Raw genomic sequence first — 15,770 nt, 5'->3', positions numbered from 1 at the left:
GGCGGCCCGGATGGTCCGGCAAGCTTGCCCGGACTCTTCGCGGGCTGTACGTCATCGGTTAACGTGCCGGGCGCAGGTTCCAGATAGACTTGAACCGATCGATCGTGGCGGGGATTTGCGAATTGCCGGGTCAGACTGAAGAGCGCCGCCACCACCGCAAGAAGGTTGTGCAGGAAGCGCGAATCCGGCTTCCCGGCCAGAACAACGAGATTCCCTGCATTATCCGCGATGTCTCGGTGTCCGGCGTCAAGCTGCGCGTGCCGATGGGGTTCGAGGCGCCAGACGTCTTCAGGCTGATCGCTCCGGCCCTGCACATCAACAGCTGCGTGCGGATCGCCTGGCGCAGCCAGCACTCGATCGGCGCGACCTTCATCGCGGACACTGAGCGCCCCGACTGAACGCTGCGAGAGCTGTGGCATTCTGCGAGAGGCGGGGGCCCTGGGTCGGAATTCGTCATCTTGCCGCAGGTCGGGTTCGATGCTGAGTTTCGCGGGTGCCGGAGGTGCCCGATGCCGTTCAGCTCCCTTCCCGAACTCCTCGAACTCGCAACAGCGCGCGAGGMCTTTGAGATCGCCTGGGCTCATATCGAGCCGTCACTCTGTTTCCAGGCCGCCAGCAGCGAGAGCATGAGGCTGTGGCTCGGCCATATCGTTGCCGGGCTGTCGAGTGCGCAGCCCGATGTCGATATCGTGCCTCTGGCGGTCGAGCAGTTCCTGGCGACGGTGCCGATCTCCCACTAGCCTGAATCCTGACGCTGCGCCGCTCCGGAGCAAGGACGGTGAGCGCCATCGCAGGCTGAGGTCTGTCGATTTCACGGCCCGATCAGTGGCTCGGCCTGGGCGAACTGGGCTGCGGAGGCCGTGATCAGTCCGTCATCGGCCATGCGTCGGAGCACCCAGTCGCGCCGCTCCTTGGCGCGACCGCGGTTGTCGGCGATGTCGAGCCGGTAGGTGTTCGGCGCCTTGGGCAGGGCGGCGAGATAGGCGGCTTCCGCGACGCTGAGATCGGCCGGGCTCTTGCCGAAATACTGGGCCGAGGCCGCCGCGATGCCATAGGCGTAGCCGCCGAAATAGATCTGGTTCAGGTAGAGTTCGAGGATCCGGTCCTTGCTCAGAGCGTCCTCGATCCGGCTCGCCAGGACGATCTCCTTCACCTTGCGGGCGAGCGAGGGCGGCTGGCCCGGCAGCAGCAGGTTCTTGGCGAGCTGCTGGGTGATGGTTGCGGCGCCTGCCGGCGTCCGGCTCTCGCCCAGGCTCGCGAGGTTCTGGGCTGAGGCCCGCAGGATGGCCGGCAGGCTGTAGCCGCCATGGCGGTAGTAGTCCTGGTCCTCCGCCGCGAGGAAGGCCTTCACCACATGGGGCGGGATGGTCGCGAGCGGCACCGGCCGGCGATACGCCGTCAGGCCGCCATCCCGGCCGTAGCGCTCGAGATCGGGCGGTACATAGCCTGCGATCTCGGCCGTGCTCGGCAGGTCCCCGCCGTGAGCCCAGAACAGGCCGCCGATCGCCGATGCGCTCAGGCCCGCGAGGAGGCCGAGCAGGGCTGCGCCGCGCAGCGCGGTGCGCTTGATGCTGCCCGCCACCGCATAGGGCACCGAGAGCGGCTCGCTCGCCACGCCCCAGGCTTCGCCGAGCTTGGCGATCATCTCGGCCGAGAGATGCCGCCGCCGGTTCAGGACCTCCGAAGCGCGCGAGCGCGAGCCGAGGAGCTCGGCGAGGTCGGCTTGCGTCCGCCCCTTGGCCTGCATCGCGAGCGTCAGATAGGCGATGGGGTCCGGCGACGCGATCGGATGGGTCTTGCGCTCGTAATCGGCGACCAGCAGGCACAGAACCTCGAGCCGGTCGGCCGCCGCGGAGCCCGGCTCCGCGGCAAACAACCGGTCGATCTCGGCCAGCGCCGCGTGATGATCCGCTTCGCTCCTGATCGGCCTGACGGGAAGGGTTTCGCGCTCCCTCACCTTGCGTCCTCCTCGTTGAGGGCGGTGACCGCGGTGATGCGGATCACGCCCAGCTCGAAATTGACCCTGAAGGCAACGCTGCAGCCGACATGCGGCAAGGCAAGCGCAACCGCATCCTCGCTCACGAAGCGGGCAACGGCGCCGCAATCGCGCGCAATCTCGTCGCGCGCCCGCCAGCTCGCCTGCCGCAGCAGCGCATTCAGGGCGCGCAGAGCAGAGCCGGCCTGTGGGTGCGCCTCGCCATACTCGGCCAGGGCCGAGGCTCCGATGACGATCATGCTGGTGCGATCATAATGTTCCCATAATTGGGAGCAATTGCTCTCATGCTCCCGTTTTCGGGAACATTGATAGGCGCTCGCGCCCGCGGTTCAAAGGATGAAGTGATGCGCCGTCTCCCACGCCTTGCGCTCGCCGCGCTCTTTCTCCTCACGCTCTTCATCCTGATCAGCAACAGCAGTCTCCTGGCCTCCCGGCCGCAGGGCCGGCCGACCTTGCTCGCCCATCGCGGCATCACCCAGCTCTACGACAAGACCGACCTGCGCTCCGATGTCTGCAGCGCCGCGCGCATGCTGCCGCCGCGCCATGACTTCATCGAGAACACGCTGCCATCCATGCGGGCAGCCTTTGAGGCCGGCGCCGATATCGTCGAGCTCGACGTGCACCCGACCACCGACGGCCAATTCGCGGTCTTCCACGACTGGACCCTGGAATGTCGGACGAACGGCGAGGGTGTCACGCGGGAGCACGCGATGGCGCAGCTGAAGGCGCTCGATGTCGGCTATGGCTATACCGCCGATGGTGGCAGGACCCATCCGCTGCGCGGGAAGGGCATCGGCATGATGCCGACGCTCGACGAGGTCTTTGCAGCTTTTCCCGGGCGGCGCTTCGCCATCAATGTGAAGAGCCGGGACAGGAACGAGGGCGAGAAGCTCGCCGCAGTCCTGGGGGCATTGCCGCCTAAGGCCCGTGCGCGCCTGATCGTCTATGGCGGCGACGAGCCGGTCGAGACGCTGCGGCGCCTCCGACCGGATATCCCGGCCATGTCCAGGAGCACGCAGATCGGCTGCCTGACGCGCTATGTCGCCTATGGCTGGACCGGCGTGATGCCCGAGATCTGCCGGGGAACGATCGTCCTGGTGCCAATCAACATCGCCCCATGGCTCTGGGGCTGGCCAAACCGCTTCCTCAACCGTCTCGACAGCGCCGGCACCCAGGTCTTCGCGCTCGGCCCCTATCAGGGCGGCGGTTTTTCGACGGGCCTGGATACGCTCGCCGAATTGTCCCGTCTGCCCGCGGGCTATTCAGGCGGGATCTGGACCGACGAGATCGCCGTGATTGCCGGCGCAGTGAAGCCGACGCGCTGACGGCGTGTCCTTAGATCATCTGTGATTGCATCGGCTTTCCCGAAAACCGCAATCCACTTTTCCGGCCGATGCTTCAGCGGCGCCGGCAGAGGGCAGCCTCATGCGCAGTCGCGCGGCGAAGGATCTTCGTCGCCGTGATTCGCACCGGCGGTCCGTCCTCCACTGTGCCGGAAAGGACGAGACGCCCGGAATAGAGGCCACTGGTGAGGTCGCGGCGCGCAGCATCCGCGGCCGGCAGGCTGGAGAGGTCGGGATCGGTCTTCGCATAGCGCCGGCCTGACGGCACGAGAACGACATCCTTCGAAGGGCAGGGCGCCTGCACGCAGCGCAAACCATTGTCGCAGGCCACGAACAGCGCCTGGGCCACTGCCGGAGGCGGAATCGCGGCAGCAGCCAGGAGGGCGAGCCCGGCCCCAAGACAGCGCAGGCGGCTGCCTCCGCGCGCGGGCGACACGATCACTTTCAGGGCAGCGTGCATCGGCGATTTCCTCAGCCCGGTGAAGATGGCTGATAATCTTTCACACTGACGGCTTGTCAAAGCGCCGGGCAATCGGGCATAGAGCCGGTAACGGAGACGTGGCCGAGAGGCTGAAGGCACTCGTTTGCTAAATGAGCATACCCCACAAGGGTATCGAGGGTTCGAATCCCTCCGTCTCCGCCACTTCTAACCTCTTGAAATCGCGTCGCTAGGCCAATTCCTTCGGCGCGGCCGGGTCACAGGTGTCGGGCGCGTTCGAGCGAGGACGCTCTATCCGGGGCCACAATCGATTCCGGCCGCGTTCGCGTCTTGCCCAACATCGCCCCGAAGGAGTGTCTTGTCGCTCGGTCGGATTGCAGCCCCCTCGACGGTCACCGTCGCACATCCCGGTCCGAACGCCCACCGCGTCAGACCCTATTCTGCAGGACTATGCGGCTTGGCCACCGCTTCGCCAGCCTGCGGTGTCGCCGCCTCTGCGATCGGCTTCGGCCGCGTCGAGGGGCGCAGGCGTTCCCGCATCGATTGGAAGAAGACGTAGAGCGGCGGGATCACGAAGATCCCGAGCAGCGAGGCGAAGATCATGCCGCCGAAGACCGGCGTGCCGACATTGCGCCGGGCGAGCTGCGAGGCGCCAGTGGCGATGACGAGCGGCAGCAGCCCGAGGATGAAGGCGAAGGAGGTCATCATCACCGGGCGGAAGCGCAGCCGGGCGCCTTCCGCCGCGGCCTCKAGCAGCGGAACCCCGCTCTCGCGTTGCTCCTTGGCGAACTCGACGATCAGGATGCCGTTCTTCGCGGCAAGGCCGATCAGCACGATCATGCCGATCTGGGCATAGACATCGAGTGTCAGGTGCCCGAGCACCATGAAGGCGAAGGAGCCGAGAATGCCGATCGAGACCGAAAGCAGTACGGGCACCGGAATCGTCCAGCTCTCGTAGAGCGCGACGAGGAAGAGGAACGCGAAGAGCACGGCGAAGGCGAGGATGATCGGCGTCTTGCCCTCGGCCCGCTTCTCCTGAAAGGCGGTATCGGTCCATTCTCCGGCATAGCCCGCGGGCAGCACGCGGGCCGCGACCTCCTGCATGGCGTTGAGCGCCTCTCCCGAGGAGACGCCGGGCGCCGGGCCGCCCTGGATCGTGACGGCCCGCAGGTTGTTGTAGCGGATCAGCGCGGGAGGACCGACGACGACGTGGATCTCCAGGAGGCTGCGCAGCGGCACCATCTTGCCGTCGGCGCTGCGGACATTGATCCGGTAGATGTCGTCGATCGAGGCGCGGTCGACGGCCTCGGCCTGGAGTTGCACCTGCCAGGTCCGGCCGAACAGGTTCATGTCGTTGGCGTAGTAGCCGCCGAGCGAGGCCTGCAGCGCCTGGAACACATCCTGAAGCTTGACGCCGAGAATCTGGACCTTGTTGCGGTCGATATCGAGATAGATCGACGGCGTGGTCGCCGAGAAGGTGCTGAACACCCGCGACAGTCGCGGGTCCTGGTTGGCGGCAATGGTCAGGCCGCGGACCACCTGTGCCAGGGTTTTGGGGTCGCCGCCGCGCAGATCCTCCAGCACATAGGTGAAGCCGCCGCCGGTTCCCAGGCCGATGATCGGCGGTGGCGCGAGCGGCACCACGGTGCCGCCCTGGACCTGCGCGAATTTCGGCGCCAGCCGGCGCATGATGGCGGGCACGCCGAGATCGGCCCCCTGACGCTCGCTGAACGGCTTGAGCGTCACGACCATGAAGGCGGAGTTCGCCTGCGAGTAATTGTCGATGAAGTTGAGGCCGACGACGGAGGTGTAGTCGGCGACCGTCGCCTCGCCCTTGAGGATCTCCTCGGCTTGCTGGACCACGGCCGAGGTGCGCCCGACCGCAGCGCCGTCCGGCAACTGGACCACCACGAAGAAGGCGCCCTGGTCATCCTCGGGCAGGAAGCCGGTGGGGGTGAATTTCGAGAGGCCGCCAATACCCACCGCCGCGATGGCGACGAGGACGAGGCCCATCACGGAGAAGCGGACGATGCGCGCGACCACCGCGCCATAGCCGTCGCGGACCCGGTCGATGCTGCGCATCACATAGCCCATCAGGCCGCGCCTTGGGCCGTGATGGCGCTTGAGCAGGACACCGCACAGCGCCGGCGAGAGCGTGAGCGCGTTGATCGCCGACAGCACCATGGCGACGACGACCGTCACGGCGAACTGGCGAAACAGCTCGCCTGCGATGCCGGGAATGAAGGCGACGGGAACGAAGACGGAGAGCAGAACGAGCGTAATCGCGATGATCGGCGCGGTGATTTCCCGCATGGCGACCTTCGTCGCCTCGCCCGGCGTGAGCTCCGGCCGCTCCTCCATCACGCGTTCGACATTCTCGACCACGACGATCGCGTCATCGACGACGATGCCGATGGCGAGCACGACGGCCAGCAGCGAAACCGAGTTCGCGGAGTAGCCGATGGCGTTGAGGACGATGAACGCGCCGATCAGGCTGACGGGCACCGCGAGCGTCGGGATGAGCGTCGCGCGGAAACTGCCCAGGAACAGATAGACGACGATGACGACGAGCACGAAGGCCTCGACGAGCGTCTTCTTGACCTCGTCGATGGTTGCGGTGATGAAGGCCGTCGGATCGTAGGTCACCTTCCATTCCAGGTCTTCGGGAAAGCTCTTGGCGAGCTCCCTGACCTGGGCGCGGACGGCATCGAGCGTGGTGATCGCGTTGGCGCCGGGCGCCTGGTAGAGCGCGATCACGGCTGCCGGGCTGCCGCCGAGGCGGGTGTCGCGGTCGAGATTATTGGCCCCGAGCTCCAGTCGCGCGACGTCGCCGAGCCGCAGCACCGAACCATCCGGGTTCGTGCGCAGGATGATGTTGGAGAATTCCTCGGTGGTGGCCAGCCGTCCCTTGGTCTGGATGCTGAGCTGAAGCTGCTGGTCGTCGGAGATCGGCCGTCCGCCGATCCGGCCGACGGCGGCCTGCACGTTCTGCGACTGGATGGCGGCGATGAGGTCGCCGGTCGTCAGGTTGAGTCCGGTCAGTTCGTCGAGCTTGATCCAGGCGCGCATCGCATAATCCTGCGCGCCCCACAGCGCTGCATCGCCGACGCCCTGCGTGCTCTTGATCCGGTCGAGCATGTTGATGGTGACATAATTTGACAGGAAGAGCGGATCATAGGTGCGCTTCGGCGAATAGACGGCGAGCACGCCGAGAAGGGCCGAGGACTTCTTCTTGACCGTGACGCCCTGGCGCTGGACATCCTGCGGCAGCTTCGACAGGGCGATCTGAACGCGGTTGTTGACGTTGACCGCGTTGATATCGGGATCGGTGCCGAGCTCGAACGAGGCGAGCAGCGTGTAGCTGCCGTCGTTGCCGCTGACGCTCTTCATGTACATCATCTTGTCGACGCCCACGACCTGGGCCTCGATCGGCTGCGCGACCGTCGCGTCGACGACCTGGGACGATGCGCCGGGATAGACCGTCGTCACCGAGACCTGCGGCGGCACGATGTCGGGGTATTGCGCGACCGGAATCGCCAGCAGCGAGAGCAGGCCGGCGATCGTGGTGACGATGGCGATGACGATGGCGAGGCGGGGCCGATCAACGAAGATCGCGGAGATCATGGGCTTCAGCTTCCCTTGATCATCGCCGGCACCGGGCGTGCCCGGACGGGTGCCCCTGGMCTGACGGCCTGCAGACCCTCGACGATGATCTGCTCGCCGCCGGCCAGGCCTTCGGACACGACGGCATTGGGGCCGTCCTCGCCGCCGAGCTTCAGCCGCTTGACGACGGCCTTGCCGTCCACGACCGCAAAGACATAGACGCCGGCCTGGTCGGCGATCAGGGCTGCCTGCGGCACCACGATCATCTGCTGCGGATCGCCGACCTCCAGGGCGACGCGCACMAGTTGCCCGTCGGTCAGAGCGCCGGTCGGATTGGGCATCCTCGCCCGGACGAGCACGGTGTCGGTGCCACGATCGACCGAGTTGTTGACAAAATCGATCTGCCCGAGCTGGTCGTAGAGAGTGCCGTCGGAGAAGCGGAGCTGCACCTTGACCGCCTTGGGATCAACATGCTTGCCCGTTTCGGCGCTCTTGAGGAATTCGCGCTGGCTGACCGGGAAGGTCACATACATCGGATCCTGGCTGATGATCGTCGTCAGCACGCCGCTGTCGGGGCCGACCACATTGCCCTTCGTGACATTGGTCAGGCCTATCTTGCCGGAAATCGGCGCCGTGATGGAGGTGTAGCCGAGATTGACTTTCGCCGTGGCGAGATCGGCCTGGTTGGTCATGATCGCGCCGGCGGTCTGCTGTTTCTGGGCAACGGCCTGATCGCGCGCCACGACGGTGCCGGCGGCCTTGGCCAGCAGGTCCTGGGCACGTTCGAGCTGGATCGCGGCCAGGGCGTCGGCCGACTTGCTGATCTCGAGCGCGCCCTCCGCCTTCTCGACCGCTGCCTGGAAGAGGTCGCGCTCGACCCGGTAGAGCGGGGCGCCGGCCTTGACCATGTCGCCTTCCTTGAAGAGCACCTCCTCAAGATAGCCGGTGACCCGGGCCCTGATGTCGACCTTGTCGATTCCCGAGACGCGGCCGACGAAACCGAGAGACTTGGAAATCGGTTTGCGTTCTGCGTTGATGGTGCCGACCTGAACGGCGGCAGGCTCGCCTGTCTGTGCGAGGGCCGGCCCGGCAACGGCGCAGGCGACAGCCGCCACATATGCAATCCGCCACATCGACGCCTCCCTGCCAGCCGTGGTGAACACTTCCCGGGCCGCTCTATGGCGCAGCGGGTCTAGGTTTCGCCGATCTCGTCAGTGACCGTGTGATGCCGATCGAGCGTGACATCCCCGATCTTGATCGCTGCCCCGGCGGGGCCAGGCGTGATCGGCGTCGCGCAGACCGGGATGAGAGCGCGCCTGTTGCCCTTTGGCTTCGGCCCGATGACCTAACAGCTGGCCGAAGGGCGACATCGCCCGTCGAAGAACTCTCGCAGACGCCGTCATCCAGTGACCTCATCGCAAAGGGGATGCTCGATAGGTCCTGACAGTCGTTCCAAACGCTTCTGCCTAGAACTTTGATACTGTAACACCCGCAGTGCGATACAGTAAGTCGGCGCGGTCGGCCTATGGTTCGTCACCACACCGAGATCGGTATGTGCCGCTAGGGCAAACCGATGACGGCTCGTCGAAGGCAGGCAACCTCTCAGGCGTTGCTTCCGCTCCGGGTCCGGTGACGATACGGCATCGGACGGAAGCGGCGGGCAGGCTCGCCAGCCAAGCGCGGCGCCAACCGTCATCGGCGCCGTCTTCGACTCGCCTTTGGGCCATCGATCTAGCGCTTTCTTAAGAGCTCTTCAGGCAGCGTCTGCAGTTCACCGGAGAGCAAGCACCTTCAGGGTAGCCTGTCACGACAGTTGATTCGGCCTCCTCGCCAGAGAGCGGCGGCCGGTCGAACCGACGCTGCTCCTCGATGCGTGTCTGGACGATGGAACGAACCTGATGAAGAGCCTGACGATACGCCGCCGCATTCTCGTGAGTTTTGCTGCGGTCCTGGCGGTGATGTCGGCGATGGCCGCCATCTCCTATCTCTGGTTCGTTCAGACCGAGCGCGAAGCGGCCAGGGTCGAAACCAACACGGTGCCGGCTCTCTATTTCAGCACCCGGCTGATGACGACCTGGACGGAGGCCAGCAGCCTCCTGCGCGAATTCGTGCTCGAGGACGTGGCCGCGGACAAGGCCAGGATTGCCGACGCCATGCTCGCCAATCGCGATCAGCTGCGCGGCCTGCTGAAGTCCTATGAAGGCACGCTCGACTCCGAGCAGGATCGCCAGAACTATGCCCTGGTCAAACAGCTTTTCGACCAGGTCTTTCCGGCCGAAGACGCGATCGTGGCCGCAGGCAAACAGGCTGCGGCCGGCGGTCAGGCTCTTGACCAGCGCGGCGCAGTCCGGAGCGAGTTCGAGCCGATTGCTGCCAAGCTGCGGACAAGCCTGCAGGCGATGGTCGAGTACAACAAGTCGGAGGCCGATGAATCGACCCAGCGCATCGTCTCGATCGTGCGTACGGCGGAGTTGGGCCTGGCCGTCAGTTTCCTGGTCGCGCTCGCGCTCGCGGCGCTGTGCGGCTACCTGCTGTTTCGCGCCATCACCGTGCCGCTCGGAAAGCTGCTCGGCATCGTCGATCTCATGCGCCGCGGAGATTTCAGCGCGCGGCTCGAGCTCCAGCGTCGCGATGAGTTCAGCACGCTGGCCGACGGCGTCAACGCCATGGCCGACGATCTCGCCGGCCTGATCGGCCAGGTTCAGAAATCCAGCATCCAGGTCAACACCTCGATCACCGAAGTCGCCGCGACCTCCAAGGAGCAGCAGGCGACGGCCAGCGAGATCGCCGCGACGACGACGGAAATCGGCGCGACCGCCAAGGAAATCTCCGCGACCTCGAACGAGCTCGTGCGCACCATGGACGAGGTCTCTGTGGTCGCCGAGCAGACTGCGGTGCTTGCCGGAGGCGGGCAGGCCGGGTTGTCGCGCATGGAAACGACGATGCGCCACGTCATGGAGGCGGCCGGCGCGATCAATGCCAAGCTCGCGATCCTCAGCGAGAAGGCGGGCAACATCAATCAGGTCGTCACCACCATCACCAAGGTCGCCGACCAGACCAACCTGCTTTCGCTGAATGCCGCGATCGAGGCGGAAAAGGCCGGTCAGTACGGCCGGGGGTTTGCGGTCGTGGCGACGGAGATCCGCCGCCTCGCCGACCAGACAGCGGTGTCGACCTACGACATCGAGCAAATGGTCAAGGACATCCAGTCGGCCGTCGCAGCCGGCGTGATGGGCATGGACAAGTTCTCCGAGGAGGTGCGCCGCGGCATGCAGGAGGTGCAGCAGGTCGGCGGGCAGCTGTCGGAGATCATCGAACAGGTGCAGGGGCTGGTGCCGCGCTTCGAGGTGGCAAACGAGGGCATGCAGGCGCAGGCAACCGGTGCCGGCCAGATCAGCGAAGCCCTGTCGCAGCTCAGCGAAGCCGCCCAGCAGACGGTCGAGTCGCTGCAGCAATCCACGCTCGCGATCGACGAACTGAACCAGGTCTCGAGCGGGCTGCGCAGCAGCATCTCGCGTTTCAAACTTCGCGCGTAGAGCATCGGCCCGAAAAGTGGATACCGGTTTTCGTAAAAGCGGATGCAAAGACAAAGTGCGACAGCATCAGGCCGGATTTGATATCCGGTCTGATGCTGTCGCAGGAGCAGGCGAGCCGAGCCCCGTCCGATGCTGTTTCTGATGTTCCGCCTGGGTCAGGACCGCTATCTGCTCGATGCCCGGCAGGTCGAAATGGTCTTGCCCCTGCTCACCGTGAAAGCCCTGCCGGCTGCGCCGGTCGGCGTCGTCGGAGCCATCAACTACCGGGGCGCACCGGTGCCTTTGATCGATCTCAGCCTGCTCGCGCTCGGGCGCGCTGCTGCCCCCCTGCTGAGCACGCGGATCATCCTCGTGCGCTATCCGGTCGGTGCAGGCGAGCACGCCCTGCTCGGGCTCATTGCCGAGCGTGCGATCGAGACCGTCGAGCGCGATCCGGCGGATTTCGTGGCCACGGGTGTCGAGGCTGGAATGCCTCCCTATCTCGGCCCGGTCGCTTCCAACGACAAGGGGCTGATCCAGAGGATCCGGGCGGAAGCCCTGCTATCCCCAGCGATCCGTGAGATCTTGTTCCAGCAGCCCGCGACGCATTCCTGATGGACAGGGCCATGGGCACAGGGGCGTTCGAACAGCTTCTCAGGGAGATGATCGGGCTCAGCAGCGAGACGGTCGGCGCCTCGGTAATTCGTCATGCGCTCAAGCGACGGATGACCGACTGCGAGATGCCGGACCTCCACACCTATTGGAGTTATCTCAGCGAGAACCGCACCGAGCGTCAGGAGCTGATCGATGCGGTCGTCGTGCCGGAGACCTGGTTCTTCCGGGATCGCGAGGCCTTCGCGGCGATGACGCGCCAGGCTCGCGAAAGCCGGGGTTCCGGGACGCCGCTCAGACTTCTGAGTCTGCCATGCTCGACGGGCGAGGAGCCCTATTCCATGGCGATGGCGTTGTTCGACGCGGGCTTCGAGGCAACGGAATTCAGCATCGACGCCGTCGATGTGAGCACGCGTAATCTCGTCTATGCCGAACGTGCGGTCTACGGGCGCAACTCCTTCCGCGGCGAGGAACTCGGCTATCGCGACCGGCATTTCGATGCGGTCGAAGGCGGCTTCCGCCCGCATGAGCGCGTCCGCCGGCAGGTTTGCTTCACGCTCGGCAACCTGCTCGGGCCGGTCCCGCAGCCGAGGGCCGAACCTTACGACGTCATCTTCTGCCGCAACCTGCTGATCTATTTCGATCGCGAGACGCAGGGGCTGGCACTGGACCGGCTCAGGCAGATGCTCGCAGACAAGGGCCTGTTGCTGGTGGGGCCGGCCGAGTCCGGATTGCCGACCTTGCATGGCTTCGCTTCGGTGCGCTTCCCCAGGGCCTTCGCCTTCATCAAGGCAAGCGCTGTGCAGCAAGCGCCGGCAGCGGCTCCCGTACGGAGGTCGCGTCCGACGCCACTGCCCGCACAAGCGCCACGGCGTATCGCGCCGCCTCCGCGCGTGCGCCCCTTCGCGCAGAAGACCGCACCAGGAGAGGCTGCTTCGCCGGCGCCCGACCCGGCAGCCAAGAGCCTTGCCACCATCGAGCACGCCGCCAATGCCGGCCGCCTCGGTGAGGTCAAGCGCGCCGCTGCGAGCCATCTCGAGGAATTCGGGCCGTCACCGGAGGTCTTCTACCTGCTTGGCCTCGCCCATGATGCGGATGACGCGCCGTCGGACGCGATCCAGAATTACCGGAAGGCACTCTATCTTGCACCCGACCATCGTCAGGCGCTCGTCCAGCTCAAGCTCCTGCTGCAGCGGCAAGGCGACAAGGCCGGAGCCAAGGCGCTGACCGACCGGCTCGACCGGATTGCGAAGAGGAGTGACGTCTGATGTCCGTCACGGCCGGCATGCAAGCGACGGAGCAGGGACAGGGCATCAATGAGTGCTGGCGCCAGATCGGTGTCAGCGGGGACAGGTCCTGTCCGGAATTGCGGGAGCATCTGCATTGTCGGAACTGCCCGACCCATGCGGAGATCGCACGCAGTCTGCTCGATCGCCCCTTGCCTGCGGGCTATTCCGAGGAATGGGCACAGCATTTCGCGAGAGCTGCAGAGCGCCCCGAGGCCGAGGGTGGGGCTCGCAGCGTCGTTCTCTTTCGTCTGGAAGAGGAATGGCTCGGTCTCCCGACGACGACCTGTCACGAGATCGCGGAGCCGCGCCGCATCCATTCGCTGCCCCATCGCCGGACCGGCGCAGTGCTGGGCATCGTCAATGTCCGGGGCGAACTGCTCATCTGCATGTCGTTGCCGGAGCTCCTCGGCATCAATACGGGCGGGCAGAGTTCAGGCGGTGGCAAGATCGCCGTGTTTCGCCGTCTGATCGTGATTGGCAGGGATGAGAGGCGCGTCGCCTTCGAGGTCGACGAGGTGCACGGCATGCATTCCTATGGGGAGCGCGACCTGATCGCGGTACCGGCAACGATCGGCAAATCGGCCTCGACCGTCATCCAGGCCATGCTGTCCTGGCAGGGGCGCACGGTCGGCTGCCTCGATGAGGCACCGCTGCTCGCCATGATCGACCGGAGTATCGCATGAGCGGCGAGGATTTCAGCCAGCTCTCGATGCTGGACCTGTTTCGCGCCGAACTCGACTCGCAGTCGCAGGCGCTGACAGCAGGCCTGCTGGCGCTTGAGCGCGATCCTGTCGCGGCCGTTCATCTCGAAGCCTGCATGCGCGCCGCCCATTCGCTCAAGGGCGCGGCCCGGATCATCGATCTGACGCCTGCGGTGCAGGTGGCGCATGAGATGGAGGAGTGCTTCGTTGCTGCCCAGCGCGGGCAGGTCAGGCTCAATCACGCCCATATCGATGCGCTTCTGAAGGGCGTCGATCTGCTGGCCGCGATCGCCACTGAGCCGGGACCTGGCGAAGAGGAGATCCAGCGCAGAATCGCAGGCTTCGCGCAGGCGCTTCAGCAGCCTGGCTCCTCGGCTTCGGGGCCGGACGTGAATGACGAGCTCCCTGCGGCGGCTCCGGAGAGAGATCATTCCAGCGAAGCTCCGCCCGCTCGAGCCCAGGAGCCGGCTGCCGGATCCGCGCCGGCGCTATCCCAGACGCCGGGAAGCCCGGGGTCGGACCGCATGGTGCGCGTCACGGCAGAAAGCCTGAACCGGCTGCTCGGGCTCGCGGGCGAGTCCCTGATGTCGGCCCGGCGCCTCAGACCGTTCAACGATGGGCTCTTGCGCCTCAGGCGCGTCCAGACCGATCTTGCCAAGAGCTTTGACGCGCTGCGCGCCGCGATGCCGGCGGTGACGACGGATGTCAGGGCCCTGCAGGCGCTCGCCGAGGCTCAGCTCAAGCTCGGGGAAAGCCAGGCTATTCTGGCGCAGCGCCTCGACGAGCTCGATGCCGTCGACCGGCGCGCCACCGATCTCGCCAATCGGCTCTATGACGAGACGCTCGCCAGCCGGATGCGCCCCTTCGACGATGGCGTCCGGCATTTTTCGCGGACCGTCCGCGATATCGGGCGAACCCTGGGCAAGAAGGTCCGCCTCGAGATCGTCGGCGGCTCGACGAGCATCGACCGCGACATCCTCGAGGAACTCGATGCCCCGCTCGGGCACCTCCTGCGCAACGCCGTCGATCACGGGCTCGAACCTCCCGAGGAGCGGCGGGCCGCAGGAAAGGCGGAAGAAGGCCTGATCAAGCTCGAGGCCCGGCACAATGCCGGGCTGTTGCAGATCATCGTTGTCGACGATGGCCGCGGGATCGATCTCGACGCGCTGCGCCTTGCGACCAGCAGGCGGGGGCTGACGACGGCCGAGACGGCGCAGAGCCTGAGCGAGGCCGAACTCCTGGAGTTCCTGTTCCTGCCTGGCTTCTCGATGAAGGGCAGCGTCAGTGACATTTCCGGACGCGGCGTTGGCCTCGATGCCGTGCAGGCGATGGCACGCCAGGTCCGGGGGCAGGTGACCGTGTCGTCGGAGCTCGGCGCCGGGACGCGTTTCCAGCTTCAGTTGCCGCTGACGCTCTCGGTGATMCGCGCCCTGCTCGTCGAGATCGACGGCGAACCCTATGCGTTTCCGCTGGCCGGGATCACGCGGACGCTGATGCTGCCGCGGGAGCGGATCGAGATCCTCGAGGGCAGGCCGCATTTCCGCTTTGAGGAGCGGCAGGTCGGACTGGTCACGGCGCATGAGGTCCTGGGGCGTGACGAACCGCAATCGGGTTCTGTCGATCTCGCTGTCGTCGTGGTCGGCGAGGGGGGCGGGGCCTATGGGCTGGTCGTCGACCGCTTCCTTGGCGAGCGCGATCTCGTCGTCCGTCCGCTCGATCCACGGCTCGCCAAGGTCAAGGACATCAGCGCTGCGGCCCTGATGGAGGATGGTTCACCCGTCCTGATCCTCGACGTCGATGATCTGATCCGTTCGATGGAGAAGCTCGCCTCGACCGGCAGGCTCAAGACCCTGGAGCGCGTCGTTGCCAGCGTTGGCCAGAAGCGGCGCAAGCGCGTCCTGGTCGTCGACGATTCACTCACCGTGCGCGAACTGGAGCGCAAGCTGCTCGATCATCACGGCTACGAGGTTGAGGTCGCGGTCGACGGCATCGATGGCTGGAACGCCGTCCGATCCGAGCCGTTCGATCTCGTGGTCACCGATATCGACATGCCCCGTATGGACGGCATCGAGCTCGTGACACTGATCAAGAAGGATAGCGGGCTTCGGAACCTGCCGGTMATGATCGTGTCATACAAGGACCGGGAAGAAGACCGCCGCCGCGGGCTCGATGCCGGTGCGGACTATTATTTGACCAAGGGCAGTTTCCACGACGAGACTTTGATCCATGCCGTCGCCGACCTGATCGGTGAAGCATGGGGCTGAGCGGCAGC

Annotated in this window: 13 protein-coding genes and 1 tRNA gene; 9 read left to right on the top strand and 5 right to left on the bottom strand. The window is 65.9% G+C overall.

Going from position 1 to position 15,770, the window contains the following annotated elements; genetic code table 11:
- Positions 1–122 precede the first annotated feature (122 nt).
- A complete protein-coding gene (locus tag AC1DIO_RS23095; protein ID WP_441507892.1) occupies positions 123–398 on the top strand; it encodes a PilZ domain-containing protein in 276 nt (91 codons plus the stop codon).
- 111 nt (positions 399–509) lie between these two features.
- Complete coding sequence (locus AC1DIO_RS23090) at positions 510–740, top strand: hypothetical protein (protein ID WP_476854129.1); 231 nt, start codon at positions 510–512, stop codon at positions 738–740.
- A 71-nt stretch (positions 741–811) separates the two neighbouring features.
- Here the strand turns inward: AC1DIO_RS23090 and AC1DIO_RS23085 are convergent, their stop codons facing one another.
- A complete protein-coding gene (locus AC1DIO_RS23085) occupies positions 812–1,957 on the bottom strand; it encodes a helix-turn-helix domain-containing protein (RefSeq protein ID WP_476776983.1) in 1,146 nt (381 codons plus the stop codon).
- A complete protein-coding gene (locus tag AC1DIO_RS23080; protein ID WP_441507889.1) occupies positions 1,954–2,235 on the bottom strand; it encodes a type II toxin-antitoxin system HigB family toxin in 282 nt (93 codons plus the stop codon). Before AC1DIO_RS23080 ends, AC1DIO_RS23085 begins: the two co-directional genes overlap by 4 nt.
- Positions 2,236–2,340: 105 nt before the next feature.
- On the opposite strand from AC1DIO_RS23080, the gene AC1DIO_RS23075 reads away from it, so the two are divergent.
- Positions 2,341–3,321: a glycerophosphodiester phosphodiesterase family protein gene (locus AC1DIO_RS23075; protein WP_441507888.1), complete on the top strand. Its 981-nt coding sequence runs from the start codon at positions 2,341–2,343 to the stop codon at positions 3,319–3,321.
- Positions 3,322–3,394: 73 nt separating this feature from the next.
- On the opposite strand, the gene AC1DIO_RS23070 is transcribed toward AC1DIO_RS23075, so the two are convergent.
- Positions 3,395–3,799, bottom strand: a complete 405-nt coding sequence (locus AC1DIO_RS23070) for a hypothetical protein (RefSeq protein WP_441507887.1) — start codon at positions 3,797–3,799, stop codon at positions 3,395–3,397.
- A 92-nt stretch (positions 3,800–3,891) separates the two neighbouring features.
- Between AC1DIO_RS23070 and AC1DIO_RS23065 the strand changes: the two genes are divergently transcribed.
- A tRNA-Ser gene (locus AC1DIO_RS23065) sits at positions 3,892–3,982 on the top strand.
- A gap of 231 nt (positions 3,983–4,213) precedes the next feature.
- Here AC1DIO_RS23065 and AC1DIO_RS23060 read toward each other — a convergent pair.
- On the bottom strand, positions 4,214–7,402 hold the full coding sequence (locus AC1DIO_RS23060; RefSeq protein WP_476854128.1) for an efflux RND transporter permease subunit: 3,189 nt from the start codon (positions 7,400–7,402) through the stop codon (positions 4,214–4,216).
- Positions 7,403–7,407: 5 nt separating this feature from the next.
- Entirely contained in the window at positions 7,408–8,514 is a 1,107-nt protein-coding gene (locus tag AC1DIO_RS23055) for an efflux RND transporter periplasmic adaptor subunit (RefSeq protein WP_476854127.1), read from the bottom strand.
- A gap of 765 nt (positions 8,515–9,279) precedes the next feature.
- On the opposite strand from AC1DIO_RS23055, the gene AC1DIO_RS23050 reads away from it, so the two are divergent.
- From AC1DIO_RS23050 to AC1DIO_RS23030, 5 genes are all read left to right on the top strand, one after another.
- The gene (locus tag AC1DIO_RS23050) at positions 9,280–10,917 is read left to right on the top strand and encodes a methyl-accepting chemotaxis protein (protein ID WP_441507884.1); all 1,638 of its coding nucleotides are present in this window, start codon (positions 9,280–9,282) and stop codon (positions 10,915–10,917) included.
- A gap of 129 nt (positions 10,918–11,046) precedes the next feature.
- Entirely contained in the window at positions 11,047–11,511 is a 465-nt protein-coding gene (locus tag AC1DIO_RS23045) for a chemotaxis protein CheW (protein WP_476854126.1), read from the top strand.
- An 11-nt stretch (positions 11,512–11,522) separates the two neighbouring features.
- Entirely contained in the window at positions 11,523–12,776 is a 1,254-nt protein-coding gene (locus tag AC1DIO_RS23040) for a CheR family methyltransferase (protein ID WP_441507882.1), read from the top strand.
- A complete protein-coding gene (locus AC1DIO_RS23035; RefSeq protein ID WP_476854125.1) occupies positions 12,776–13,480 on the top strand; it encodes a chemotaxis protein CheW in 705 nt (234 codons plus the stop codon). The genes AC1DIO_RS23040 and AC1DIO_RS23035 overlap by 1 nt, the downstream gene beginning before the upstream one ends.
- Entirely contained in the window at positions 13,477–15,762 is a 2,286-nt protein-coding gene (locus tag AC1DIO_RS23030; RefSeq protein WP_441507880.1) for a hybrid sensor histidine kinase/response regulator, read from the top strand. The genes AC1DIO_RS23035 and AC1DIO_RS23030 overlap by 4 nt, the downstream gene beginning before the upstream one ends.
- Positions 15,763–15,770 lie beyond the last annotated feature (8 nt).

It is taken from the genome of Allobosea sp. 05T439 (genome assembly GCF_056396005.1).
Note: the sequence above shows the minus strand (reverse complement) of the source record. Positions and strands in the feature narration are given on the sequence as shown.

Excerpts from the sequence above, each read along its gene's own strand:
- AC1DIO_RS23050 (WP_441507884.1), top strand. The coding sequence starts at position 9,280 with ATGAAGAGCCTGACGATACGCCGCCGCATTCTCGTGAGTTTTGCTGCG.
- AC1DIO_RS23040 (WP_441507882.1), top strand. The coding sequence starts at position 11,523 with ATGGGCACAGGGGCGTTCGAACAGCTTCTCAGGGAGATGATCGGGCTC.
- AC1DIO_RS23080 (WP_441507889.1), bottom strand. The coding sequence starts at position 2,235 with ATGATCGTCATCGGAGCCTCGGCCCTGGCCGAGTATGGCGAGGCGCAC.
- AC1DIO_RS23075 (WP_441507888.1), top strand. The coding sequence starts at position 2,341 with ATGCGCCGTCTCCCACGCCTTGCGCTCGCCGCGCTCTTTCTCCTCACG.
- AC1DIO_RS23045 (WP_476854126.1), top strand. The coding sequence starts at position 11,047 with ATGCTGTTTCTGATGTTCCGCCTGGGTCAGGACCGCTATCTGCTCGAT.
- AC1DIO_RS23035 (WP_476854125.1), top strand. The coding sequence starts at position 12,776 with ATGTCCGTCACGGCCGGCATGCAAGCGACGGAGCAGGGACAGGGCATC.
- AC1DIO_RS23070 (WP_441507887.1), bottom strand. The coding sequence starts at position 3,799 with ATGCACGCTGCCCTGAAAGTGATCGTGTCGCCCGCGCGCGGAGGCAGC.